This is a genomic window from Flavobacterium sp. NKUCC04_CG (genome assembly GCF_019345525.1).
Taxonomy (GTDB): domain Bacteria; phylum Bacteroidota; class Bacteroidia; order Flavobacteriales; family Flavobacteriaceae; genus Flavobacterium.
Genome location: NZ_JAHKRA010000024.1, coordinates 12638 through 36393, shown reverse-complemented (window position 1 = coordinate 36393; position 23756 = coordinate 12638). Strand labels below are relative to the sequence as shown.

Sequence of the window (23756 nt, the reverse complement as noted above, 5' to 3'; positions counted from 1 at the left end):
ATACGCAGATACGCAGATACGCAGATACGCAGATACGCTGATACGCTGATACGCTGATACGCTGATACGCTGATACGCTGATACGCTGATACGCTGATACGCTGATACGCGGATGGGCAAATATAAAATTGTCCAAATACCACTTATTGAGGTATTTGGACACTATGCTCTACTGTATTTATTAAAATAATCAAGCCTTAAAAATCAGCATGAAGACTAATTTCTAATTAACCGTTACCCTTTTGATAGTCCAATAAAAACTGCGCGAGTCCACTATCGGTCAAAGGGTGTTTTAACAAGCCTAAAATTGCAGACAAAGGTCCTGTCATGACATCAGCACCTATTTTTGCACAGTTAACAATATGCATGGTATGACGTACAGACGCAGCCAATATTTGAGTTTGAAAACCGTAGTTATCATAAATCTGACGGATTTCTTGAATCAAAATCAATCCATCTGTAGAAATATCATCTAATCTTCCGATAAATGGCGATACATAAGTAGCTCCAGCTTTAGCAGCCAATAAGGCTTGTCCGGCAGAAAAAACTAAAGTCACATTGGTTTTGATTCCCTTAGAAGAAAAATATTTACAGGCTTTGATACCGTCTTGTGTCATCGGCAGCTTTACTACGATTTGATCGTGTAACTTTGCCAACTCCTCTCCTTGAGCAACCATACCATCGTAATCCGTAGCAATAACTTCGGCACTTACATCACCATCGACCAAACTACAAATCATTTTGTAGTGATTTAAAATGTTTTCAGCTCCAGTAATTCCTTCTTTTGCCATTAATGACGGATTGGTTGTTACCCCATCCAATACTCCCAAAGCTTGCGCTTCTTTGATTTGCTCTAAATTGGCGGTATCAATAAAAAATTTCATATCTAATTATTATTTGTTGTGTTTCGATTTTCAAAAATACGATTAAAGCGTCTAATCCAAAAGACCTTACTCTTTAATTTTATAGTGATTCATCAATAGTTTTTCATAGGTTTTATCGGGTAAAACACGCTTTAAAACAATAGAAAACTTTTGCATAAATGCCCCAACCTTATAATGAATATTCGGTTTTGGAGTTAGAATTATTTTATATATGGCTTCAGCCATTTGCTGTGGGTTACTTCCCGAATCCACATGCTCGTCCATCATGTTTAAAGTAGCCGCATACACATCCTTATAAGGCGAGTGCTCTAATAAAGGGGCATGATAACGCCCAGATGCAATATTGGTAGCAAAGTCACCAGGAGCTACGTTGGCAATTTGGATTCCAAAGGGTTTAACCTCCATTCTAAGTGCTTCAGTTATAATTTCCAAAGCACCTTTTGAAGCAGAATACACACTGCGGAAAGGCAATCCCATATAAGCTGCAATAGAAGTGACATTTATAATCAGTCCTTTTCGATGCTGACGCATACCCGGCAAAACCGCCTTCATCACTTCTATAGGTCCGAATAAATTGGTTTGAAAATTATTAAAAATTTCCTCACTCGGAAGCTCTTCTAAAGCACCGGTAATACCTACTCCTGCATTGTTGATTAGAATATCGATTCGGCCTGCTTTTTCTAAAACCTCTGCTACACCCAAGCGGATCGATTCGGCATTTCTAACATCCATAGCCACTAAAGAAAATTTAGAATTTCGGATGTTTTGCGGGTTGCGGCTGGTACCAAAAACGGTAAATCCCTTTTGCTGAAGATACTCTCCTACCGATTTTCCAATTCCAGATGACCCTCCAGTAATCAATACAACTTGACTCATAATTAAAGTTTAAAAAACAAAGATAGCAGGATTAACAATAATTTTCTATTAAATAGAAACATTCCTATCGAGGATGTTTATATTTACCATTGGATTAGAATATATCATTATGAAAGTACCTCAATTTCTATTAATAACACTTACTGTATTGGGAGTCAATGGATCTGCTGTAGCTCAAGAAAAAAACCAATTGGATTTCGAATATTTTTACGCTCAAATCAATCAAGATACTTTATATAAAAACTTGCATATACTGGCCTCCGATGAATTTGAAGGTAGAAAAACCGGTGAATTGGGTCAGAAAAAAGCAGCAGCTTTTTTAGTAAAACAATATCAAAACTACCAAATCACGCCGGCTGCTGGTACCGAAAATTACCTGCAAACAGTTCCTTCTGCATTTATGAAAAAGCTTTTTAGCCCGCTTTTAAACGATAGCGAAAATGTCATTGCCTATATTCGCGGTAGTGAATTTCCAGAAGAAACCTTAGTTATTTCTGCCCATTACGATCATATGGGTATCGAATTTGGAAAAACCTTTTATGGAGCCGACGATAATGCATCGGGTACTGTAGGAGTATTAGAAATTGCCCGAGTCTTTCAAGAAGCGGTACGCCACGGTTTTACCCCTAAACGTTCCCTACTCTTCTTACATGCTACTGGAGAGGAATTTGGCTTACACGGATCTAGTTATTATGTTATGCATCCGTCGTATTCTTTAGAAAATACCTTCGCCAATTTAAATATCGATATGATTGGACGCCGTTCGAACGACTATATCGAACAGGGAAACTATATTTACCTAGTTGGATCCGACCGATTGAGCACAGAATTACACGAGGTATCCGAAAGTGTAAATAAGCAATACAGCAACCTTACTTTAGACTATAAATACAACGTTAAAGGCGAGCCCGAACAAATCTATTTTAGATCCGATCATTACAATTTTGTTCGAAAGGGAATCCCGGTTATATTTTATTATAACGGCCCCCATGCCGACTACCATAAAGCTACAGATACCGCAGATAAAATTGATTATCCGTTATTGCAAAAACGCGTACAATTGATTTTTGCTACAGCTTGGGAACTGATTAATAGAGACGAACGTATAAAAAACAATTAAAGACATGCAAAAAACGATACTCTACGATAAAATCATTTTTTACTTCAGTTTAATCCTTTTGATTTTATGGGTGTTACGCGCCGCTTTTCTACAGCAATTGTACACGGAAAATACCTTAAGTCTTTGGGCTAATAAACTATTTATACCCATGATTATTTTACTGTTTTTACTGCCGTGTTTAATCGTTTTTAGGACTTATAAAAACCGAATAGCGATTGCATCCTATCTGTTTGCAGCATTGATGTTAAATGTACTGACCCTTTTAACGGTGTTTTTGTCAAATAACTAAGGTCTAAGGCACCCCAAATCCCTCAACCTAAACTATTTGTCTTAATCATTTTATCATACACCAAAGCGATTTCTTGTTTTACTCGAGTAATACCCCAATTTAAGGGAAACATCGTCGATTTGGCCTCTTTATCTACCGATTGACCCAGTCTACCTTGAATGCAGTAACGCACCGAAATCCACGCATCAAAAGGCATATCATCCACCGGTTTAATCAAGTGTTTTCGAATTTTAACTGTAAAGCCAATAGCTTCGTGATTATGACCACCAGCTCTTCTGAGGACAAAGCATACTCACATTAAATAAAATTTTCACTGAAAGCATATAGAGGTTGTCGTTGTATTAATACGATAACATTCAATAGCTCTACTTGGTAAAAAAAATGGAGCATCTAATTTAAAATCAAAAAAACACCCCAGGTGATAGGATGGTTTTCCGATTCGTCTAATACAGGCGCGAGAAGCTTGATGCCCATTTGATTCAAGACTACTATTTTTTTTAACTGTATCCAAGTGCTTGTGACTGCCGTATTATTCTATTTGAATTTGATGGTGCTGTACCAGGCCCATTAGATTATTCTGTGCGAATTTGGCCTTTTTAATCAGGTTTGATTCCGGTCGTATTGAAAAGTTTTTGGCTGTTCTAAAATCGGCCTGAGTGAGGTTGGAATTGTCAAAAACCGCACGACTGAGGTCTGACTGATCAAACCATGCCTGAGTTAAGTCGCACAATCCAAAATCCGCATCCTGAAGTTCGCAACTGATAAAACTGGTCTTTTTAATTTTAAGGCCATTAAAAATCGAAAATTGCAGATTGCAACGATTAAAACGCCATTGCATTAAAAATGCATTGATTTTAGAAAAATCAATGCCCATTAATTTACAATCGATAAACTCCACCTCGCGAAACGAAGTTTGATTAAACTGTCCCAAACTCAAATTACAATTCTTAAAAACACAGTTTTCAAATTCAAACTGGGAAAAATTAAATTTATTTAAATCGCAGTTTTCAAAAGTAGTTTCAAAATACTCCGCTTGCTCCAAGTGATTGCATTGATTAAACACTTGATTTTCGATTAATTTCATGTTTTTGATATTGAGAATGGTAAATGGATTTGGCTTTTTAAAAGCTTGGCTAAGATACGATTTATTTGTCGAACAGTGGTCCAATACCGTATTAGGAACTCAAATTAACTCCACAAAAAAAGCCTGTTATCCAAAGATAACAGGCTGCTGTTTCTGGGTGAATGAGGGGTCTCGAACCCCCGACCTTCGGAACCACAATCCGACGCTCTAACCAACTGAGCTACAATCACCGTGTAAAACTTAAATCGTGCGATTGGGGTGAATGAGGGGTCTCGAACCCCCGACCTTCGGAACCACAATCCGACGCTCTAACCAACTGAGCTACAATCACCGTCTATTGTTTTACGGTTGCAAATATAGCCATATTTCCTTTGCCTCCAAAGGTTTTTTGAGAAAAATCATATCAAATCATCTAAACTATTGACAGCCAAATACCTCTCTGTCGTAAATCCTTCTGCAAAATCGGTTCCAATCAATCTTCCGAGGTCTTGAGCGCGATAAGTAATGCTATCCAAGAAGTTTTTCGACGTAATTGGTGTGATTGGTTCATTGGAACCGGGTTCATAAAATTGAGAACCGTATGCCAAAACCGCTTGTATTTTGGTTTCCATAAACCCAGTGACATCTACAACAAAGTCCGGTTCTATATTTTTCCATTGTATATAATGATATACGACCTTGGGACGCCAAGCTTCTTGAGACTTGCCGTCAAAAATGGTTTCAATACGACGCAAACCCGATAAAAAAGCTGCCTCAGAAACCAATTTACTCCCTTTTCCATGATCAATATGCCGATCGTCAATGGCATTGCACAAAAGGATTTCCGGTCGGTATTTTCGAATCATTTTAATGACTTCGAGTTGATGATACTCATCATTGACGAAGAAACCATCGCGAAAACGCAGGTTTTCACGTACTTCAATACCCATAATTTGGGCTGCAGCTGCTGCTTCAGCATCACGTATTTCCGCCGAACCCCGCGTTCCCAATTCACCACGTGTTAAATCGATGATACCTATTTTCTTTCCCGCTGCTTTTTCTTTGGAAAGCGTTGCCCCACAACCCAATTCTACATCGTCTGGATGTGCGCCAAACGCCAATATATCTAATTTTATCATGCTTCTAATATTTTTTTCATCGTACTCGATTTTTCAACGGTTTCCATAAACTCGTCTGTGGGAATACTATCTTTCGTTATACCGCAACCGATATACAAATGTATTTGGTTTTTTTCGATTTCCATACAACGCAAATTGACAAACAAATCGCTTTGAGCGCTTTTACCAAGGGCCAAATCGCCGTTGAGTTCGCCGAGATAACCACTGTAAAACTTACGGTCATAGCCCTCCTGTTGTAGTATAAATTCCCTAGAACTCGCTTTGGGCATACCACAAACCGCAGGCGTAGGATGTAATTGATCGATGATTTTACCTAAATCCTTTGCGTTTTTTAGTTGACCTTCAATGTCGGTTCGTATATGCATAATACGTCCCGCATTTGCCGTAAAAGGTTTTGTAACGGTCAAATCACTCAAATACGCACGTAATGAATCGACTATAAATTCCGTAACAAACAATTGTTCTTGCTTTTCTTTAGCTCCCCAAACCACAGGGTCCTGTTGCTTGTTTACTTGAGTGCCCGCCAAAGCCATCGTATAAACCCTTTGGTCGGAAACCTTTACTAATTGCTCCGGTGTTGCTCCCATCCACATGCCTACCTTTGGATGGTAAAACAAATAGCAAAAAGCAGTTGGATAACTTGCTTTTAATTTTTTATAAGTTGTAATCGGATCAAACGATTCAATTTCCTGTGTTTCTTTTCTCGAAAAAACCACTTTTTCGAAACTACCGTTTACAATGGCAGCCACTCCCTTTTTAACCAAATTTTCAAAGGCTGTTTTAGCTTTATCGTCATAACCCAAAACCACCTCCGTTGTTGAAACAACGAAAGGCGCTACAGCCTCGATATGTATTTCGGATTCACTATGAGGTATAAAAACAGCTTTTCCACCTGCAAATGGAGCGAAGACAAAACCGGAAGACTCCATATCGTCCAAATGATGCAAGTCGTTGTTTTTTTGAAAAACGCCTATTAACTGATCTGACTGTGATTTGGAATAAATCACAAAGGGTTTTTGGTCTTTTAAATAATCTAGTGCTACTTTAAATAACGACATCTAACTACTTCTTTAGAATCATGTTAGTGATTTTACAAATACTAATCAAACGATCTTCTTCATCAGTGATTCTGATTTCCCAAAGGTGCAAAGTTCTGCCCTTATGTAAAATCCTCGCTGTTGCAAATACCGTCCCATCGCGTTTACTTCTCAAGTGATTTGCCGAAATCTCGATTCCCCTAGCCTCTTCTTCTTGTGTATTGATCAACATAAAAGAAGCCGAGCTCCCAACACTTTCCGCCAAGGCAACTGTGGCACCGCCGTGTAAAAGTCCTAAAGGCTGGTGTACTTTTGAGTTTACCGGCATTTTTGCGGTTAAAAAATCCGGACCTGCATCGATAAATTCGATATCAAGTGTTTGCATTAAAGTATTCTTCGAAAAAGCCTGGCAATGAGCCAGAATTTCTTGTTTATTAAATTCCATAAAAGGGGTTCTTATTTAATTATAGAGCTAAAAAAGTTTGTTTTTTAGGCAATCATAAATATAGATCAAATCGCGAATACCTTTCTTAAAAAAAACTTAATAATTGCGGCTGGAGATTTTATTGACTTTCACTCGATTTTGTTAGCCCATAAGCTATTATTTCACTAAATTTACGCCTATTTAAAAGTTAAAAAATAACGGAATTCAGATCATGGAAGAGATTCAAAAAGAGGTACATAACGCTTTTGAAGTCATACAAAAAGGAGGGATAATCTTATATCCTACCGATACGGTTTGGGGTTTAGGTTGCGATGCCAACAACCCAGAAGCAGTAAAAAAGATATTTGCATTAAAAAAAAGAGCCGAATCCAAGAGTATGATTGTCTTGATCAATGGAGATCGTATGTTACACCAGATTTTTAAAGAAATACCTGAAGTAGCTTGGCAAATTATAGAGTTTTCAGACAAGCCTACTACTTTAATATTAGATCATCCCAAAAATGTCGCTAAAGAAATCATTGCTCCAGACGATTCGTTAGGAGTGCGAATTGTGGCTGACCCTTTTTGTTTTCGATTAATTGAACGCATGAAATCGCCTTTGGTTTCTACTTCGGCGAATTTAAGTGGCGAACCTACTGCTCGAACTTTTCAAGAAATCAATCCCATAATTTTGGATGGAGTGGACTATGTGGTAAATTTGCATCAAGATAGAAAAGCGACTCCGCCCTCGACGATTATTAAACTGACAACAGATAGCAAAGTAACTATTATTAGAAAATAAGGTAGTACACGCTATTTTTGGAATTCGAATTATGAAACAACCCTTACCGTATAAAGACGCTTTAACGCATCCTATTTTTGAATATATCTCACAAGCCGCACAAAATTTATCTTTGGATTGTTATGTTATTGGTGGTTTTGTACGAGACTACCTATTAAAACGAGATTCTAAAAAAGACATCGATATTGTAGCAATTGGCAGCGGTATTGACTTGGCTTTGGAGGTTTCTAACTTATTGCCCAATCGGCCTAAAGTCCAAATTTTTAAAACCTATGGCACGGCGATGTTGCGCTTTGACGATATGGATATTGAATTTGTTGGCGCCCGTAAAGAATCCTATCACTTTGAAAGCAGAAATCCGGTGGTGGAAGACGGAACTTTAGAAGACGATCAAAACCGACGTGATTTTACGATAAACGCCTTGGCTTTTAGCCTTAATCAATCCGATTTTGGGAACTTAATCGATCCCTTTAACGGACTAGATGACTTGAGTAATAAAATCATCAAAACCCCTTTAAATCCGGATATTACGTATTCTGACGACCCGTTGCGCATGATGCGTGCCGTTCGATTTGCAGCCCAATTGGATTTTGTCATTGAAGCGGAATCCCTAGAAGCTATTTCTAGAAATCACCAGAGATTGGATATCATTTCAGGAGAACGTATCGTCGATGAACTCAACAAAATTCTTTTGACTCCAACACCGTCTAAAGGCTTTCTATTGTTATATCATTCAGGACTACTCGACTTAATACTTCCCGAACTAACTGCTTTAAATCAAGTAGAAGAAATCGAGGGACATACTCATAAAAACAATTTTTATCACTCTTTGGAAGTGGTTGATAACATCAGCACCAAAACTGACGACTTATGGCTTCGCTGGTCGGCTTTATTACACGATATCGGTAAGGCTCCTACTAAGCGATTCAATAAACGCCAAGGCTGGACGTTTCACGGACACGAATTTATAGGCGGGAAAATGGTACGGAAAATTTTCCAGCGTTTGCATATGCCTTTAAATCACAAACTCAAATACGTTCAAAAAATGGTTACCATGAGTTCGAGACCTGTAGTTTTGTCTCAGAAAACCGTTACTGATTCAGCCGTACGTCGATTGATTTTTGATGCAGGTGAAGACGTAGAGGATTTGATGATTTTATGCGAGGCAGATATCACCACAAAGAACACCATCAAATATAAAAAGTACCACCATAATTTTCAGATTGTTCGAAACAAAATTGTCGAGGTCGAAGAACGCGATCACGTTCGTCAATTCCAACCTCCTATTTCGGGTGAAGAAATCATGGCCGAATTTAACCTACCGCCTTCTCGCGAAATTGGCGTACTGAAAGAGGCAATCAAAGAGGCGATTTTGGAGGGAGTTATTCCCAATGAATACGAGGCCGCACATCATTTTATGATGGAAAAAGCAGAAAAAATGGGACTCTCTAAGAGTTCCGCAAAATAATCACTTATGAAACAATATTTTTTACCACTTGCAAAGACCTCACTTATTTTGGTCTATGTCGTGATTTTTGCCGGAGCCCTAGTTCGTATGACGGGTTCAGGTATGGGATGCCCCGATTGGCCAAAGTGTTTTGGTTATTACATTCCGCCAACGGATGTTTCAGAAATTCTATGGCAACCGGAACACGAATTTAAAAAAGGTCAAGTAATCATTCACGACGAAAGTTTGTGGGTGGCCAAACAAGACTTTGTAACGACCGATGTTTATCAAGAAGAAAATTGGACCAAATACACCAAACACGATTACGCTACCTTCAATGCCAAACACACTTGGACGGAATACCTAAATAGACTTAGTGGAGCTATAGCAGGTGTTGCCTGTTTATTTATGGCTGTATGCTCATTTGCATTTTGGCGTACTCAAAAGAAATTGGTAGGCCTGTCTTGGTTGGTTGTTTTTTTAATGGGCTTCCAAGCTTGGTTAGGTGCTACAGTGGTATTTTCCGTGCTCAATCCCGTAAAAATTACAGTACACATGGTAATGGCTTTAGTTATTGTAGCTGTACTCATATATATTGTTCGTATTGCAAGCCTTAAAAAAGAACCTCGAAAACACGACTCTAAATTTAGTATATTCCTGTATATAGCCTTATTACTAACGTTAATTCAAGTAGTATTAGGTACACAAGTACGTCAATTCGTTGATGAACAAGTTCGTGCTGGAATTGGCAATGAATATCTATGGCTTAACGACCCTACTTTTGAATTTTATATCCATAGAACCTTTTCCTTTGTAGTTGTTTTTGTCAACTTGTTTTTGTTTTTAAGAAACAAACGTAAAGAGCTGGGATACAGCAAGCTTAATTGGGTTATGCTATTATTAGCTTTAGAAGTTGGTTCCGGTATTGCGATGTACTATTGGCATTTTCCTTTCGGTGGGCAAACCCTACATTTAGTAGCGGCTAGTTTGTTATTTGGAGTACAGTTTTATTTGGTACTCGAAGCTCAAAAAACCTATTTCACCACAACAAAAACCAAATCATAATATAAACTGATCATTCGATTTAGAATCGAATGTAGGTTACTTTTTTAAAAAAGCTACCGTTTGATCAATCACTTTAGATAAATCAAGCGGTAGCTCATTTTTATCCCATGGATGGCTAGCACCAAAAACATGATTTGCCCCTTCTATAACATACAATTCTGAACTTTTAGCCCATAAGTGCAACCATTCTGCTTCTTTTAGAGGTACCGCTTCATCTGCAGTCCCTTGAACAATCAACAAGGGTTTCTTTAAATGTTGTGCGCAATTTTGAATATCGAATTTTCGTTCATTAGCTTCATAATCTAGATAGAATGAAAAATAATGCGGCATTTGCTGATTGGTTCTTGTGTTGAGTCCATAAAACACGCCCTCTTCCTTCCACTTATCAAAGCGTGCTCCTTGAGGAAATCGCCTTTTAAAATCAGCTACACCAGCCCAACTAACCACCTTGGCGACATCGTTATTCTCAAGTGCTTGAACCAAAACTGCCCCACCACCTCTACTGTGTCCGATAATACTGATTTGGCTCCTATCTACTTCTATATGATTCTTAAAATGATTGATAACCGCTGTTAAATCACGTTGCTCTTGCGAATAGGTGTTTTTTCCAAAAGCTTCTAAGTCTTCAAATTCCAAAGGATTATCTAAAGTAGTTCCATTATGAGAAAAATTAAACTTCACCACATAAAAACCTTCTTTTGCAATGGATTTCATCGCCAATTCCCAAGCCCCCCAATCCTTAAATCCCTTATAACCGTGACTGAATATCACCAAGGGTAATTTTTTTGTTAGTTCAGGATAATAGGCATCTGCTAACAGACTGATTGTTGCACTTACTTTTATAACTTGATTCTTTTCGGCTTTCATCATGGATTTGATTTTTATGATTCGAAACTATTTGTAAAAGACTTCGAGGATAATTTTTATCAAAAAAAGTATCGAAAGTACCGCTAAAGTTAAGGTAATCTGTTGGTACTTTCCCGTAAAGAGTTTTAGAAATGTAAAACTCAATATACCAAAAACGATTCCCTCAGCAATACTATAGGTAAATGGCATTAGTACTATCGTTAGAAAAGCGGGTAAACCTTCACTCATATCGTCAAAATTGATCTTTGAAACCGACGAAATCATAAACAACCCCACTATAATTAAGGCAGGAGACGTTGCTGCTGCCGGAATCATTAGAAACAAAGGTGCTAAAAACAAGGACAAACCAAACATCAAGGCCACTCCAACCGCGGTTAGTCCTGTACGTCCGCCAGAAGCTACTCCTGAAGCACTCTCCACATAGGAAGTCACAGAGCTAGTGCCTAAAACAGCGCCAAAAGTGGTACCTAAAGCATCGGAGAACAAAGCTTTCTTCATTTGAGGAAAATTACCTTCGGCATCGGCCAAGTTCGTTTTGGAAATCACGCCAATTAAGGTACCAACCGTATCAAAAAGGTTGACAAACAAAAACGTAAAAACGACAACAAGCATATCTAATGACCAAATTTGCTTCCATCCATCTTCGGTGAACAGCGGAGCTAGAGCCTGTCCGAATATGGGTTCAATAGAAGGCGGTAAACCGACTACGGATGTGGACGGCCATACAACGTCTCCTAAAATAAAACCAAAACCCGTGGCCACAAGAATCCCTAACAAAATGGCACCGTTAACATTTCTGACAAATAATACCCCAGTAACCAACAAGCCTAGAAACGCAATCCAAACGCTGTGTTGCGAAAAATCACCTAAACGAACTAAGGTATTGGGATCAGATATAACAATTCCCGCTCCCTTTAACCCAATCAAAGTGATAAACAAACCGATACCTACGGGAATCGATTCTTTTAATATAACGGGTATGTTTTTAACGATCAGTTCGCGTATATTAAAAAAAGTTAAAAGCAAAAACAGAAGACCTTCAATAAAAACAGCTGTTAACGCAAATTGCCAAGTATACCCCATCGTGAGTACCACCGTAAACGTAAAAAAACTGCTAAGCCCCATTCCCGGACCTTGAGCAATAGGCAATTTAGCATATAACCCCATCATTAGGGTGGCAAAAATAGTCGCTAAAGCCGTAGTTGTAAACAAGGCCTCGCGATCCATACCTGCCTGAGCTAAAACATTGGGATTCACCACTAATATATATGACATCGTCAAGAACGTAATGACGCCTGCTGTTAATTCTTTCCGAATCGTTGTATTGTGTTTGTTGAGCTGAAAGTAATTCTCCATTAATTGTTTCATCGTCCAAGGTTTTCTGAGTGAGTTTGATACTGCAAACAAATATAACCATAATCAAAACATGGTTTGGAAGAAATAATTTAAATAAACTATAAAAACAGTTGTATAACTAGAAAAATAGTTATAGGTTTGTTTGTATAAAAACACCTCATTATCAAAGCTATGGAAAAATTAACCAATAAAGAAGAGCAAATCATGCAAGTGATTTGGAAGTTAGAAAAGGCTTTTGTCAAAGATATCATGGCCGAACTAACCGACGAAGACATACATTACAATACCTTATCGACTATAGTACGAAATTTAGAAGAAAAAAAATACGTAGGATATCAAGCCTTTGGAAAAACACATCAGTATTTCCCTTTGGTCAAACTAACCGACTACCGCAATAAATTCATGACCAAAGCCGTTGATTCCTTTTTCGAGGGCTCTTATTTGGATGTGGTTTCTTTTTTTGCTAAAGAAGAGAAAATATCTGCCAAGGATCTGGAAGAGATTTTAAAAATGATCGAAAAAAAATAAGCACTTATGGAAGCCCTATTCCTATACATTTTAAAAGTCAATCTATTACTTATAGTCTTTTATATAATTTATAAAGCGCTGTTAGAGAAGACCACTTTTTATGTTGAAAACCGGTATTATTTTCTGATTTCGACTGTCCTTTCGTTCGTACTTCCCTTATTTTATATCACTAAAACGGTATGGGTACCTCCTAAAGTTTTAGAAGGAAACGAGCATGTGGCATGGAGTGGTACCGAGCTTACATCACAGTTACCAACATTGCTTCTCTATTTACTAATGACTGCAATAATAATTAGTATAACCCTGTTATTTAGATTATTATTAAACATTAATAAAATAAACACTTTAATTAAATCACAGCCACCTATAGTAAAAAAAAGGATACGGTATTACGACCATGTGCAGCATCAAACACCGTTTTCCTTTTGGAATAACCTCTTTTACAATTCCAAAAATTATGACGAATCGGAATTAGAAGTTATACTGTTGCACGAGGAAACACACATCAAACAAAAACACAGCTTTGATTTATTGTTTATACAAAGTTGTTGTTGCCTCTTTTGGTTTAATCCTTGGTTATGGAAAACGAAAACCGCAGTAATTCGAAATCTGGAGTTTTTAACCGATCAAGCTGTCTTACAAAAAACCCAGCAAAAAGCACGCTATCAAAAAACCTTACTAAAGACCATGGGAATATCCCTGAACAATGAACTAACACATTCTTTTAATCAATCTTTTTTAAAAATGAGAATTATGAAAATCAATCAAAACCAAACCCAAAAACTGCAACGTTGGAGATTTAGCTTACCGCTTTGTGGTGCGCTTATTTTTATATTTTTATTTCAAGTAAGAACCATCGCTCAAGTGCAGCAAAACAGTATCAATGTTAGCAAACCTCAGGAAAACCCGGTAATTACAGCTTCACCAGCTGGCCCTCCAAAACCACCTCAGGCTCCTTTAACTCCTAATACGACGGATATTCCCACACCATCGCTGACTCCTGTCCCCGAAGCTATGCCTGTTGCTATGGAGTCCAATGACTATAAAAATGGCGATACCACGCCAGGGTATACTGTGAGTAGTCATCACACTAGAGAAGCAACGCAACAAGAGATAGCCGTTGCCAGAAAAGACGCAGAAATAGCCCGAAAAGATGCTGAAGCAGCAAAAAGAGAGGCCGAAGCAGCAAAAAGAGATGCTGAAGCAGTAAAAAGAGATGCTGAAGCAGTAAAAAGAGATGCTGAAGCAGTAAAAAGAGATGTCGAAGCAGCAAAAAGAGATGCCGAAGCAGTGAAAAGAGATGCCGAAGCAGCAAAAAGAGATGCCATAGCAGCTCAAAAAGATGCTGAAACAGCCCGAAAGGAAATCGCCCTGGCTAAAAAAGAACGCATCATCAAACAAAGAGATATCGACATTTCAAAGACAAATCGAATGGCAGCTGAACGAAATCGAAAAGCGGCTGAAATGAATAAACAAGCTACGTTAGCCGATAAAGCCGCTTATGAAAAAAACAAAGAAAGGGCTAAACAAAATGTCAAACAAGCCGAAAAAGATTTTGCAGCATCTAAGAAAGCGATAAAATAAGTCAAAGCAGACGACTGAAGTATTAGCTCCGTTTGTTATCGATTGCCATTAAAAAAAACAGGCTGTCTCATTTTTAGACAGCCTGTTTTTTCATATAGACTGCAAAGTTCGATTAAAAAGGCACTGTTGCTTAAAGTGTTTAAATCAAAATCGTTTGGTTGTCCTAAGCAACTTACCGCTGACTGTACTGGTTTTAATACCTTAACGCAGCAGGGAAACGGAACTCCATTGTTTTATACAAACGATCAATATGAAATCGCAATTTATATTATCCCATGGGACTACAAAGCTCTAGTAAAAAACCATCTAAATCCCTGACATAAGCAACCGTTTGCCCCCAGGGCTTAGTCTTTAGTGGTTCATACACTACAGCGCCTTCCGCAACAGCCTTTTCCACTGCAGCAGCCACATCGGTTGTTACAAATCCCAATTCAATACCAAAAGGCTTGTCTTTAGCAGAACTACTTATAAATCCGCCACTCAAATTACTTTGAGCCAATTCCTTAGATGCAAAAGCGATCGTAGTACTACCGCTAATCATTTCGCCATAATCGTTTTCTGGTGTTTTAAATTTTTCAGAAAAACCAAAGGCTCGTTGATAAAAATGCATCGCGTTATAAACGTCGTTGACGTATAATATGGTGTACGAAAATGTAATCATTTTATTTTTTTTTAATTTAAAGAATGCTTAGCCTATCCAATTTTTAAACTCCGTAACGCGTTCGCGACTGACGATTAAATCTTCTTCTTTATAATTGTTTAAACACAATTGAAGACGCGAATTGCTATATACCGAAATATCTTTAATATCGGATAAAGCTACAATAAATTGTCTGCTAATTCTAAAAAACTGATCCGGCGCCACCAAGGCCTCAACCTGATCTAACGATAATTCGATTAAATAATTTCGCTGATCTTTGGTTTTGATATAGGTCGCTTTGTTTTCACTGTAAAAACAAGCGATATCTACGGTTAATACAATTTTGATTTGTTGGCCTATTTTTATGGAGAAGCGTTCTTTATACAAAGGTCTATTACCCGAATCTATAAATTTCTTAAACATATTGATTTGGTCGGAAAACTCAAAAAACGAATTTTTGTGGTCAACATATTTTTGAATGGCGAATTGCAATTCCTTATCTTGTATCGGTTTAAGCAAATAATCAATGCTGTTGAGTTTAAACGCTCTCAAGGCATATTCATCATAAGCCGTTGTAAAAATAATGGCACTACGAACATCCACTTGTTCAAATATTTCGAACGACAAACCATCTGACAGCTGTATGTCTAAAAAAATCAAATCGGGCGCAGGATGCTGCGATAGCCATGCGATGGACTCCTCCACTGATCCCAATTTTATTTCTACCGTAAAACCCAATTTTTCGATTTTCCGTTCCAACAAGCGTGAGGCTGGTTTTTCGTCTTCAATAATGATAATTCTCATCTGTAGCTTTATTATGTAAAAGTAAATGTACCCCTTATAAATTATTCAATGGCAACTAAATATATTATTCGACTTTAACTGCGGTTCGCGGTTTAAAAAATTGATTTTCAAAAGACTTTTGTTCCCTCTCTATCGTTTTTCGCAATAAATGCTGTTGCCAAGATTTTAAAAAGGGAATCTTATCGGCATAAAAAAGCGCAAACTGTACCAATACACAAAACAGCCAAAGCAAGGGTATTTCAAAAATTGAAAAAACAGCTGCAACTTGTATGTTTTCAAAATTAGAATAATGTAAACTAATAAGCACACCGCTTCCTACTAAACACAAAGCTAACCGTAAATACAGAGCTCTTAGTCGTCTTAATTTTGACTGCGCAAATAAAGTTTGTGCGCTTTTAAGATTTGAATTTTGAATTGATTGTTCCATAATTAATCCCATTTGGTGCTTCTGCGTTTTTCTTCTTCTAAAATTTCTTGTAACTTTTTGTCCTCCCAATTACTTCCTAGAAAAAGGCTGTAATTATACGCGCGCATACCGTGTGATAATATGCCTATTCCCCATCCAAATAGCGGAAATAAAAACCATAAAAAGGCGGGTTCTGTATACAGATTGATTACCATTAGAAAGGTATTTACTGCCAAATAACTGGTCAAATGGCTATAGAATTTTTTAATAGCTTCTACCCTCTTTTTAGCTTTGATAAAAAGCAATTCGTCGTTTTCATTTATAAGTTCCATAGTATAATTTTTTTTAATTAGTATAGGTAATTTTACGGTAAATTTTTCTTCACTCTCATCGATAATTACTTGTCTCGATGTCAACAAGGCATAACGATCAGCAATATTTTGCAAACCGATACCCTTGCGGTTGTCGTACACTTGCTTTTTCTGTAGGTTGTTTTCGATAATTAAATAGTCCTGTTCTTCTACTATAGCGATATGAATCGGATGTAGCGAGCTGGTTTTATTGTGTTTAATCACATTTTCCAACAATAATTGTAAGGCTAAAGGCAGCACCCGGGCTTCTTTATTTTTGATTTCAGTTGGAAAATCAAAGGTCACGCTATCCTCAAAACGCATTTGAAGCAGCACCATATAGGTCCTGGCAAAGTCGACTTCCTCCTCGATTGAAATTAAATCTTTGTTTTTTTGGTCTAATATATAACGGTAGATTTTGGATAAAGACTGCGTAAATTCTTGTGCTTGATTTGGATTTTCTTCGATTAAAGCACTTAATACATTTAAGCTATTAAATAGAAAGTGGGGATCCAACTGATTTTTTAAACTTTCAAATTGAGCCGAAACATTACCGGAAATTACCTTCTCTTTTTGAAGTAAAAGCGACTGCTTTCGCCGATTAAAATAAATGTAGTAACCCAAATAAATCAGAATCGGAAAAAAGATCAAACAATACAGATAATTCGAAAAAGGATCCTGAAACACCCATTGATTCCAAGGCAATTGAACAATCAATAAAAACTCCAATGATTGATAAAAATACGGTACAACATAGAAGCTTAAAGCGGCCACCAACCACGCTAAATACAAAGACAGATGATAATAACTTCGATTGTTTGCAATATGAACATCATAGCGCTTTTCAATTTGTAAAAAGGCCGCCCGATTGACAAAAAACAGAAACAAGATGTAAATCATCCATTTATTTAACTGTCTCAAAACATCCAACCAATGGCTCTCCACGTTTAATTGCACTCCAGCAACTACGACGATAAAACTGACAACCGTAAAACCGATTATCCCAATACTGTAGTTTTTATCAAATTTTTTCATCTGTGGTATTTACTTGCGACAAATAACAACTTTTTCCCGTATTAATAAAAACCGGATTCTCTTTATTTTTGGCACACATGTTTTTATTTTTAATAGTATTCACATTTCTATTTAGAACCGATTCAAACTTTGGAACCGCAAAATTAATAAGCAGCATTCCCGCGATTATAAAAAACTTCATGTTTTCTTATTTAGGATTTGATGAGTCAAAAGTCGCGTGTTCGATCGACAACAAAAAAAAACAATTACCGAACTGTTGAAAAATACCGCTGAGTTGTATTTTTACGCGTTCTTACTTAAAAAAAACGATTCTTTTTATAATAAATTGAAACTCAGAATAGCACAAGACCAATACAAAAAAAATGAAAAAACAAACTTTAATTTTTCCGTTTAAAATGATATTAAGTTTACCTTTGTCTTTTAACAAAGCTACAGACTATGGTTTATAAATTTAGAGTAATACTTGATACAGAGGAAGATATATTTAGAGATATCGCCATTTTGGAAGAGGATTCTTTAGAAGATTTGCACAATGCAATCGTCAATGCATTTGGTTTTGACGGTATGGAAGCTGCTTCCTTTTACACTTGTGATGCAGATTGGGCGCAACAAGAAGAAGAAATTCCGTTATTTGATACCGGTGAGATTGCAGGAGAACAAGAAACCATGGCAACTTATAAGATCAATGCGATTCTCAATCAGGAAAACAACAAAATCATCTATGTGTATGACTTTTTAAACATGTGGACTTTCTTCGTAGAATTGGCAGCCATTGAAGAACCACAGACGGGTGTTATCTATCCTGATTTGTTATTCGCTCATGGGGAATTACCCGTTGATTCCATGTTAAAAAATTTCGATAATGCGCCGCTATCTGAACAAGATATGTTTGGAGAATTTGATGATGAAATGGACGACGAAGATTTTGACCTTTTTGACGGAGACGACAGTTTTGAAGATTTCGGTTATGAAGACAACTGGAACTAGTATTCCCGTTTCTAAAATATGATTTAATTTTTTACCAATTGTAAGTTTTACTTACTCCTTACTATTTTCTATATGATTAATCTATTCAATGCTCACATTGAAACGCTTAGCATTCACCGCGTTGGGAATAAAAGCCGTAATGAAGCCATTTTTTTATCGGAACAACCTTATAATTTAAACGATGAAATTGCTCCGCTATTAAAGGAGTATTTCTTTAAACCCTTTCGAGAAAAAGAAGAAAACTACTTTCAATTTGCTCATGATGTCGATTTAGAATATAATGAAATGTACAATTACAGCAACGAGCTTTTTAGTGCACCTTCTGCCGAAAATGTTCAGGAAGTAGCCAAAAAGATTACGCGTCATCTACATGAACAATCCAACCATCCACACATCAAAAATGGTGAGGTATATGTTACTTACCTAACCAATGTTTCTATTGATAATAATATTGTAGATGCCATTGGAATTTTTAAAAGTGAGATTAAAGCCGATTTTCTTCAATTCGAAGAAAAAGGATCTAATTTAGAGATGATCCTGCAACAGGGAATCAACTTAAACAAGTTGGACAAGGGTTGTATCATTTTCAATTATAAAAAAGAAGAAGGTTTTAAAATCTTGACCATCGATAGCAATCGTTACGATGCTCGTTATTGGCTGGAGCACTTTTTGTCTGTAGATGCTTTTCAAGATGAAAACTTTATGACTAAAAAGTATTTAAAATTCTGTCAAGATTTTGCTAAAGACGTCGTTTTACCTGCGGAAGATAAAAAAGAAGAGGTGATGTTTATGAACCGTTCCGTAAACTATTTTGCCAAAAACGACGAATTTGAAGAGACAAACTTTTTAAATGAAGTTATTGACAATCCCGATTTGATTTCGGAGTTTAAAAACTACAAAGTAGACCGCGGAGAAAAATACAGTATCGAAGATACCACCAATTTTCCTATCGCAAACAATGCCGTGACTGATGCTCGTAAAAAGATCAAAAACGTCATTGCTTTAGATACCAATATTCAAATCAAATTGGATTTTATCAACCCGGAAAGCGCGGAGAAATTCATAGAGAAAGGTTGGGATGAAGAAAAACAGATGTACTATTATTTGGTTTACTTCAACAAAGAAGAAAAATCATAATTTTGAACATAAGTCTATAGGTTAATAAACCTATTCGCGAATTTTATAAAAAAAACAGAGGCTTTCGCCTCTGTTTTTTTTATTTATAAAGAATTGTTCTTTTGTATATAATGGGCATAAAGCCAGGTAAGTGTAAAAGTGGGTATAAAATCCAATCCAGGTGTTAACTCTTCTAAAAAAGCGATAGTTCCCCCTACTTTACCAACGGTTCCTTTATACATACGTGCTAAAAGTAAACCAGCTATAGGCGCCCATACCACATCGCTAATTTCTCCTAAAAAAGGAATCAAATACGATACGTATCCTACCCCATCTAAAAAAACACTCCAAACCAATTGGGTATACTTTTTAGCTGATGCTGTTGATCTGATTTGTAAGTCATCCATAAGTAAACATTTGATGTTCTATAAATTAACTTTTCAATATCCATGCCAGATTTATTTTAGCTTGGTAGCATACTCTTTTTTAAATTTAGCTACCTTGGGAGAAACGACCATTTTACAGTATTGCTCATTGCCGTTTTTCTCAAAATAATTTTTGTGATAATCTTCTGCTACATAAAATTTTGTAGCTGGAGATATTTTTGTAACTACGGGTTTGCCATATACATTTTCATTGACTAAAATGTCTAAATATTCCTGTGCATCTTCTTTTTGAATATCGTTGGTATAGAAGATTTCGCTGCGGTATTGAGTTCCCACATCTGCTCCTTGGCGGTTTAAAGTAGTGGGGTCGTGTGTAGCGAAAAAGATTTCCAATAACTCGTTATAACTCACTTCCGACGGGTTGTATATTACCTCGATCGCTTCGGCATGTCCGGTTTCACCCGTGCATACTTCTTTGTAAGTTGGGTTTTCTTTTTGACCTCCAATATAACCGGGCAATACGCGTTCCACTCCTTTTAAAGAGGTAAATATGGCTTCGGTACACCAAAAACAGCCACCAGCAAAAATAGCAACTTCGCTATTCGGGTTAGATTCATTCATAGAAATTTCTTTTTTTGTATTAGGGATTTCAGTTAGCGCGGTTTTACTTTGACAGGCTACTAAGGCAATCGAAATAAAACAATATAGGAATGTGTTCATTTCAATACATTTTTATATATCAAATATATCGTTTTTATACTATAAAACAGATAAACAAATGTGAAAAAATCAAGAAACGATACCTTTATACCAATTTATTTTTACAATAAAAAGCTCCAGATTACCTAAATAATCTGGAGCTTAGTTACTAGTTTGTGGAACTTAAATAATAAATTTAAATATCATTCTATTAATAAACTTTTTGTATCTACCACTGTTCCATCACAATAAAGCATCACTTTATATAATCCTGGTAAATAATTTGAAACATCATAAGACAATTGATTCTCCTCTGAATTTAGTGAAATCTGAAAACTATTTCCATTTACACCGTATAGCGGCGCTAAAGCCAAGATAAGTTGACTACAAGAACTGGCCTCGTAACCAATTAAAACATTTCCGGTCGTGGGGTTAGGCGCGATTGCTACGATTTTATTTATGGAGACTGCGTTCTCAACCGTTGTTTCGTTAATTAGATTATTTGGTTTAAAGCTTATCGGTTTTTTAATTTCATAGGTCTCTCCACCCATAATTTCCTTCGTAATAAAATCCCGTTGTATTACGCGATAACGAAATGGGTTCTCTGCTGCTATGGCTTCTTCCAATTTGTGGTTAAACAATAAGGTTAATAAACCTACTGGTTTTTCATTTTTAAACAAAAGCCGGCCCAAAGAAGCCTGATTATTTAGAACTAAGAACTTCTTATCTCCTAGAAGTTTTAGATATTTACTTTGTTTTCCACCATCTATCCAAGCTTGGAATAGAACATCATCCATTATAACTTGTATTTCCATTTCGTCAATGTTAGACGTTCGTATAGATTCTTGAACAACTTCAAAATCTAAACTAATTTGGTCGGTTTTTCGAAAACTATTTCCCACAGCAATCGTAGCTCCTCGAGTGGATTCAGGCGAATTCGGAAGTAAATTTACAACACTAATATTTTTCCACACGATATTGTTATTGTATTGTACATTAAATGTAAGGTATGGTCGCTCTTCATAAGTCATTGGATCTGCCTGTGAATCAATACGAGCTAATAAGCAAAAATGCCAAGGGAAGCGACGTCCATTTTCATTTACATTCGGATAAAGTTCCGGATTGGGCACCCGCCATGGAAACTCTAATATAACATCTTCTCCGGGTTCTAAAACGGGAATAGTTAATAAGCCTACTTGATTTCCCATTAATGCTCCTTCGTGATAAAAGCTACCATTCCAATTTTGAGGCCAAGTCGAATTTGAGGATGCTTTTGACCAATACAATTGCAATTTATCGTTACCAGACGATCGTACACAACTTTTATTGACTACTTTAACATACACATAACTGTAACCATTGGCATCGTATTCCGGATTTTCGTTGATTCGAATATTTTTTCCATCGCGCTGATTCCGTACCCATATACCTGAACTTTCCCAAAAATGTTCTGTAGTTGTATTGGGCTCTACTCCATAATCATCTTGACTATCCTGTATCATCAAATCCAACGTATTTGAAGGTTCTGCTAAACATTTGGCTTTTAAAACAGCTCTATAGGCATTAAGTCTTCCTGCGCCCAAACGTCTTCTATAGGGTGCATTTTCAGGTATATCATAAATATTGTCTGCTGTTTCCATCAATATTTCTTTGACTTGTTTTGCCGTTAAATTCGGATTAGCTGCAAACATCAGAGCCGCAGTTGCCGAAACCAAAGGAGCCGAGGTAGAAGTCCCCGATCCGTGATCGGCATAAGTATCCACAGATCCAATTGTACCTAAAGTATTTGTGGCTCTTAATAAATCGTAGCCTGGCGCACTGATATCTACTTTATCATTAACCGTCATGGTACTTTGAGAATTTCCAATATATAATTCCGCTACATCTTCCCAATTATACCGTCCCCAATGCGCATCATTGGTACCTCGTGGAAATCGACTACCCGTACCAGTTACTCCTATAACACTTTCGTAAGAAGCAGGATAACAATAACCATTACTATCTATTCCTCTGCAATTATTACCATTATAACCATTACCCGCTGATCCAACTAATACAATATTGAGAGAGTCTCGAATATAATTGCAAAGTGACTCTTCAAATAAACTTTTGAATCCGTCACTCCAACTCATGTTGATAACTCTAACTCCGGGTTCGCGACTCAGGCGCTCGACTGCTTGCAAATGAACACCATCACTATAGACCATCAATTTGGTGTTGTAACCCAAACTGGCGGTTCCTAAACGGTTGTTGGTTTCTCCTGCGATGATGCCCGCTACTTCCGTACCGTGACTATAGTAACTTTGATATACTTGACCTATATTAAGATCACGAACAATCTTATTCTTTAATTCTTCGTGTTTAAACGTAAAATAACTATCTGCAACGCCGACAAGTATATCAGGATTTCCCTTGGTAATGGACCAAGCAAATGGGGCTCGAACCAAATCGAGATAGTGATTGGTAAAGGAATACGGCAATCTATAATCGTTGGGATATGAACTCATCAATTGCGCCTCTTCGATTTGTTCAGCATGTTCTAACCAAGGATTCTTAAGTAAACGCCACAACAAATCCGCATCATTTTCTACGGTGAGTATATGTAGTTTTTTAAGATAATCATTTTTAATATCTGGAAAAGCGGCTTCTACTTTTTTTATAACAACGCCACTAAATAAATTGTTAAAAGCCGTGTTTTTAAAGCTCAGTAAACCGTCTTTACTAGGGTTTAGTTCGAGAATTGACTCCTGCTTTGGCAACAGGTAATATTTGGATAAGGTCTGTGCGGATACGGGAATACCGAACAATACACACAGCCAGTATATATAAACTGTTTTCATAAGTTTGGTGTT

Annotated in this window: 26 protein-coding genes and 2 tRNA genes; 9 read left to right on the top strand and 19 right to left on the bottom strand. The window is 36.9% G+C overall.

Annotated elements, in window-relative coordinates:
* Positions 1 to 227: 227 nt before the first annotated feature.
* Positions 228 to 884 carry a fructose-6-phosphate aldolase gene (gene fsa, locus KO524_RS14425; protein WP_219294929.1) on the bottom strand — a complete coding sequence of 219 codons (657 nt, stop codon included), beginning with the start codon at positions 882 to 884 and terminating at the stop codon, positions 228 to 230.
* A 66-nt stretch (positions 885 to 950) separates the two neighbouring features.
* Positions 951 to 1760, bottom strand: a complete 810-nt coding sequence (locus tag KO524_RS14420; RefSeq protein WP_219294928.1) for an SDR family oxidoreductase — start codon at positions 1758 to 1760, stop codon at positions 951 to 953.
* Positions 1761 to 1833: 73 nt separating this feature from the next.
* Here KO524_RS14420 and KO524_RS14415 point away from each other — a divergent pair, with 73 nt between their 5' ends.
* Together KO524_RS14415 and KO524_RS14410 are read left to right on the top strand one after the other, a co-directional pair.
* Positions 1834 to 2880, top strand: a complete 1047-nt coding sequence (locus KO524_RS14415) for a M28 family metallopeptidase (RefSeq protein WP_255555278.1) — start codon at positions 1834 to 1836, stop codon at positions 2878 to 2880.
* Positions 2881 to 2884: 4 nt separating this feature from the next.
* Positions 2885 to 3169, top strand: coding sequence for a hypothetical protein (locus KO524_RS14410; RefSeq protein ID WP_219294927.1), 285 nt, complete (start codon positions 2885 to 2887; stop codon positions 3167 to 3169).
* A gap of 22 nt (positions 3170 to 3191) precedes the next feature.
* Here KO524_RS14410 and KO524_RS14405 read toward each other — a convergent pair whose 3' ends face one another.
* The 7 genes from KO524_RS14405 to KO524_RS14375 all read right to left on the bottom strand — a co-directional run bounded on the left by KO524_RS14405 (position 3192) and on the right by KO524_RS14375 (position 6853).
* On the bottom strand, positions 3192 to 3386 hold the full coding sequence (locus KO524_RS14405; protein WP_219294926.1) for an EndoU domain-containing protein: 195 nt from the start codon (positions 3384 to 3386) through the stop codon (positions 3192 to 3194).
* Positions 3387 to 3698: 312 nt separating this feature from the next.
* On the bottom strand, positions 3699 to 4253 hold the full coding sequence (locus tag KO524_RS14400) for a pentapeptide repeat-containing protein (RefSeq protein ID WP_219294925.1): 555 nt from the start codon (positions 4251 to 4253) through the stop codon (positions 3699 to 3701).
* Positions 4254 to 4408: 155 nt separating this feature from the next.
* Positions 4409 to 4484, bottom strand: a tRNA-His gene (locus KO524_RS14395).
* 23 nt (positions 4485 to 4507) lie between these two features.
* A tRNA-His gene (locus KO524_RS14390) sits at positions 4508 to 4584 on the bottom strand.
* A gap of 67 nt (positions 4585 to 4651) precedes the next feature.
* Positions 4652 to 5368: a bacillithiol biosynthesis deacetylase BshB1 gene (bshB1, locus tag KO524_RS14385; protein WP_219294935.1), complete on the bottom strand. Its 717-nt coding sequence runs from the start codon at positions 5366 to 5368 to the stop codon at positions 4652 to 4654.
* On the bottom strand, positions 5368 to 6429 hold the full coding sequence (locus tag KO524_RS14380; RefSeq protein WP_219294924.1) for a chorismate-binding protein: 1062 nt from the start codon (positions 6427 to 6429) through the stop codon (positions 5368 to 5370). Before KO524_RS14380 ends, bshB1 begins: the two co-directional genes overlap by 1 nt.
* Before the next feature lie 4 nt (positions 6430 to 6433).
* The gene (locus KO524_RS14375; RefSeq protein WP_219294923.1) at positions 6434 to 6853 is read right to left on the bottom strand and encodes a PaaI family thioesterase; all 420 of its coding nucleotides are present in this window, start codon (positions 6851 to 6853) and stop codon (positions 6434 to 6436) included.
* A 211-nt stretch (positions 6854 to 7064) separates the two neighbouring features.
* On the opposite strand from KO524_RS14375, the gene KO524_RS14370 reads away from it, so the two are divergent.
* From KO524_RS14370 to KO524_RS14360, 3 genes are read left to right on the top strand one after another with little or no spacing between them, the layout of a single operon-like run.
* Positions 7065 to 7634: an L-threonylcarbamoyladenylate synthase gene (locus KO524_RS14370; protein WP_219294922.1), complete on the top strand. Its 570-nt coding sequence runs from the start codon at positions 7065 to 7067 to the stop codon at positions 7632 to 7634.
* A 31-nt stretch (positions 7635 to 7665) separates the two neighbouring features.
* The gene (locus tag KO524_RS14365) at positions 7666 to 9102 is read left to right on the top strand and encodes a CCA tRNA nucleotidyltransferase (RefSeq protein WP_219294921.1); all 1437 of its coding nucleotides are present in this window, start codon (positions 7666 to 7668) and stop codon (positions 9100 to 9102) included.
* Between the two features lie 6 nt (positions 9103 to 9108).
* Complete coding sequence (locus KO524_RS14360) at positions 9109 to 10146, top strand: heme A synthase (RefSeq protein ID WP_219294920.1); 1038 nt, start codon at positions 9109 to 9111, stop codon at positions 10144 to 10146.
* A 36-nt stretch (positions 10147 to 10182) separates the two neighbouring features.
* Here KO524_RS14360 and KO524_RS14355 read toward each other — a convergent pair whose 3' ends face one another.
* Together KO524_RS14355 and KO524_RS14350 are read right to left on the bottom strand one after the other, a co-directional pair.
* On the bottom strand, positions 10183 to 11013 hold the full coding sequence (locus KO524_RS14355; RefSeq protein ID WP_219294934.1) for a S9 family peptidase: 831 nt from the start codon (positions 11011 to 11013) through the stop codon (positions 10183 to 10185).
* Positions 11014 to 11040: 27 nt separating this feature from the next.
* A complete protein-coding gene (locus KO524_RS14350; protein WP_219294919.1) occupies positions 11041 to 12381 on the bottom strand; it encodes an NCS2 family permease in 1341 nt (446 codons plus the stop codon).
* 159 nt (positions 12382 to 12540) lie between these two features.
* Here KO524_RS14350 and KO524_RS14345 point away from each other — a divergent pair, with 159 nt between their 5' ends.
* Positions 12541 to 12897: a BlaI/MecI/CopY family transcriptional regulator gene (locus KO524_RS14345; protein WP_219294918.1), complete on the top strand. Its 357-nt coding sequence runs from the start codon at positions 12541 to 12543 to the stop codon at positions 12895 to 12897.
* A 6-nt stretch (positions 12898 to 12903) separates the two neighbouring features.
* Complete coding sequence (locus KO524_RS14340) at positions 12904 to 14481, top strand: M56 family metallopeptidase (protein ID WP_219294917.1); 1578 nt, start codon at positions 12904 to 12906, stop codon at positions 14479 to 14481.
* A 268-nt stretch (positions 14482 to 14749) separates the two neighbouring features.
* On the opposite strand, the gene KO524_RS14335 is transcribed toward KO524_RS14340, so the two are convergent.
* From KO524_RS14335 to KO524_RS14315, 5 genes are all read right to left on the bottom strand, one after another.
* Positions 14750 to 15142, bottom strand: a complete 393-nt coding sequence (locus KO524_RS14335) for a VOC family protein (RefSeq protein ID WP_219294916.1) — start codon at positions 15140 to 15142, stop codon at positions 14750 to 14752.
* A gap of 27 nt (positions 15143 to 15169) precedes the next feature.
* A complete protein-coding gene (locus KO524_RS14330; RefSeq protein ID WP_219294915.1) occupies positions 15170 to 15925 on the bottom strand; it encodes a LytTR family DNA-binding domain-containing protein in 756 nt (251 codons plus the stop codon).
* 64 nt (positions 15926 to 15989) lie between these two features.
* Positions 15990 to 16352, bottom strand: coding sequence for a hypothetical protein (locus KO524_RS14325; RefSeq protein WP_219294914.1), 363 nt, complete (start codon positions 16350 to 16352; stop codon positions 15990 to 15992).
* A 2-nt stretch (positions 16353 to 16354) separates the two neighbouring features.
* Positions 16355 to 17716: a 2TM domain-containing protein gene (locus KO524_RS14320; RefSeq protein WP_255555276.1), complete on the bottom strand. Its 1362-nt coding sequence runs from the start codon at positions 17714 to 17716 to the stop codon at positions 16355 to 16357.
* Positions 17703 to 17897 (bottom strand): hypothetical protein, encoded by a 195-nt coding sequence (locus KO524_RS14315; protein ID WP_219294913.1) that lies wholly within the window; start codon positions 17895 to 17897, stop codon positions 17703 to 17705. Before KO524_RS14315 ends, KO524_RS14320 begins: the two co-directional genes overlap by 14 nt.
* A gap of 257 nt (positions 17898 to 18154) precedes the next feature.
* Between KO524_RS14315 and KO524_RS14310 the strand changes: the two genes are divergently transcribed.
* Both KO524_RS14310 and KO524_RS14305 read left to right on the top strand, forming a co-directional pair.
* The gene (locus tag KO524_RS14310) at positions 18155 to 18703 is read left to right on the top strand and encodes a plasmid pRiA4b ORF-3 family protein (RefSeq protein WP_219294912.1); all 549 of its coding nucleotides are present in this window, start codon (positions 18155 to 18157) and stop codon (positions 18701 to 18703) included.
* 72 nt (positions 18704 to 18775) lie between these two features.
* Positions 18776 to 19840 (top strand): nucleoid-associated protein, encoded by a 1065-nt coding sequence (locus KO524_RS14305; RefSeq protein ID WP_219294911.1) that lies wholly within the window; start codon positions 18776 to 18778, stop codon positions 19838 to 19840.
* An 83-nt stretch (positions 19841 to 19923) separates the two neighbouring features.
* Here the strand turns inward: KO524_RS14305 and KO524_RS14300 are convergent, their stop codons facing one another.
* The 3 genes from KO524_RS14300 to KO524_RS14290 all read right to left on the bottom strand — a co-directional run bounded on the left by KO524_RS14300 (position 19924) and on the right by KO524_RS14290 (position 23744).
* Complete coding sequence (locus KO524_RS14300) at positions 19924 to 20226, bottom strand: hypothetical protein (RefSeq protein ID WP_219294910.1); 303 nt, start codon at positions 20224 to 20226, stop codon at positions 19924 to 19926.
* Positions 20227 to 20277: 51 nt separating this feature from the next.
* Positions 20278 to 20826: a peptide-methionine (S)-S-oxide reductase MsrA gene (gene msrA / locus KO524_RS14295; protein ID WP_219294932.1), complete on the bottom strand. Its 549-nt coding sequence runs from the start codon at positions 20824 to 20826 to the stop codon at positions 20278 to 20280.
* Positions 20827 to 21107: 281 nt separating this feature from the next.
* Positions 21108 to 23744, bottom strand: coding sequence for a S8/S53 family peptidase (locus KO524_RS14290; RefSeq protein ID WP_219294909.1), 2637 nt, complete (start codon positions 23742 to 23744; stop codon positions 21108 to 21110).
* Between the last annotated feature and the right edge of the window lie 12 nt (positions 23745 to 23756).

What these genes read in the sequence shown, in the direction of transcription:
- fsa (WP_219294929.1), bottom strand. Translation starts at nt 884, where the DNA reads ATGAAATTTTTTATTGATACCGCCAATTTAGAGCAAATCAAAGAAGCG.
- KO524_RS14420 (WP_219294928.1), bottom strand. Translation starts at nt 1,760, where the DNA reads ATGAGTCAAGTTGTATTGATTACTGGAGGGTCATCTGGAATTGGAAAA.
- KO524_RS14415 (WP_255555278.1), top strand. Translation starts at nt 1,834, where the DNA reads ATGTTTATATTTACCATTGGATTAGAATATATCATTATGAAAGTACCT.
- KO524_RS14410 (WP_219294927.1), top strand. Translation starts at nt 2,885, where the DNA reads ATGCAAAAAACGATACTCTACGATAAAATCATTTTTTACTTCAGTTTA.
- KO524_RS14400 (WP_219294925.1), bottom strand. Translation starts at nt 4,253, where the DNA reads ATGAAATTAATCGAAAATCAAGTGTTTAATCAATGCAATCACTTGGAG.
- KO524_RS14380 (WP_219294924.1), bottom strand. Translation starts at nt 6,429, where the DNA reads ATGTCGTTATTTAAAGTAGCACTAGATTATTTAAAAGACCAAAAACCC.
- KO524_RS14375 (WP_219294923.1), bottom strand. Translation starts at nt 6,853, where the DNA reads ATGGAATTTAATAAACAAGAAATTCTGGCTCATTGCCAGGCTTTTTCG.
- KO524_RS14370 (WP_219294922.1), top strand. Translation starts at nt 7,065, where the DNA reads ATGGAAGAGATTCAAAAAGAGGTACATAACGCTTTTGAAGTCATACAA.
- KO524_RS14365 (WP_219294921.1), top strand. Translation starts at nt 7,666, where the DNA reads ATGAAACAACCCTTACCGTATAAAGACGCTTTAACGCATCCTATTTTT.
- KO524_RS14360 (WP_219294920.1), top strand. Translation starts at nt 9,109, where the DNA reads ATGAAACAATATTTTTTACCACTTGCAAAGACCTCACTTATTTTGGTC.
- KO524_RS14355 (WP_219294934.1), bottom strand. Translation starts at nt 11,013, where the DNA reads ATGAAAGCCGAAAAGAATCAAGTTATAAAAGTAAGTGCAACAATCAGT.
- KO524_RS14350 (WP_219294919.1), bottom strand. Translation starts at nt 12,381, where the DNA reads ATGAAACAATTAATGGAGAATTACTTTCAGCTCAACAAACACAATACA.
- KO524_RS14345 (WP_219294918.1), top strand. Translation starts at nt 12,541, where the DNA reads ATGGAAAAATTAACCAATAAAGAAGAGCAAATCATGCAAGTGATTTGG.
- KO524_RS14340 (WP_219294917.1), top strand. Translation starts at nt 12,904, where the DNA reads ATGGAAGCCCTATTCCTATACATTTTAAAAGTCAATCTATTACTTATA.
- KO524_RS14335 (WP_219294916.1), bottom strand. Translation starts at nt 15,142, where the DNA reads ATGATTACATTTTCGTACACCATATTATACGTCAACGACGTTTATAAC.
- KO524_RS14330 (WP_219294915.1), bottom strand. Translation starts at nt 15,925, where the DNA reads ATGAGAATTATCATTATTGAAGACGAAAAACCAGCCTCACGCTTGTTG.
- KO524_RS14325 (WP_219294914.1), bottom strand. Translation starts at nt 16,352, where the DNA reads ATGGAACAATCAATTCAAAATTCAAATCTTAAAAGCGCACAAACTTTA.
- KO524_RS14320 (WP_255555276.1), bottom strand. Translation starts at nt 17,716, where the DNA reads ATGAAAAAATTTGATAAAAACTACAGTATTGGGATAATCGGTTTTACG.
- KO524_RS14315 (WP_219294913.1), bottom strand. Translation starts at nt 17,897, where the DNA reads ATGAAGTTTTTTATAATCGCGGGAATGCTGCTTATTAATTTTGCGGTT.
- KO524_RS14310 (WP_219294912.1), top strand. Translation starts at nt 18,155, where the DNA reads ATGGTTTATAAATTTAGAGTAATACTTGATACAGAGGAAGATATATTT.
- KO524_RS14305 (WP_219294911.1), top strand. Translation starts at nt 18,776, where the DNA reads ATGATTAATCTATTCAATGCTCACATTGAAACGCTTAGCATTCACCGC.
- KO524_RS14300 (WP_219294910.1), bottom strand. Translation starts at nt 20,226, where the DNA reads ATGGATGACTTACAAATCAGATCAACAGCATCAGCTAAAAAGTATACC.
- msrA (WP_219294932.1), bottom strand. Translation starts at nt 20,826, where the DNA reads ATGAATGAATCTAACCCGAATAGCGAAGTTGCTATTTTTGCTGGTGGC.
- KO524_RS14290 (WP_219294909.1), bottom strand. Translation starts at nt 23,744, where the DNA reads ATGAAAACAGTTTATATATACTGGCTGTGTGTATTGTTCGGTATTCCC.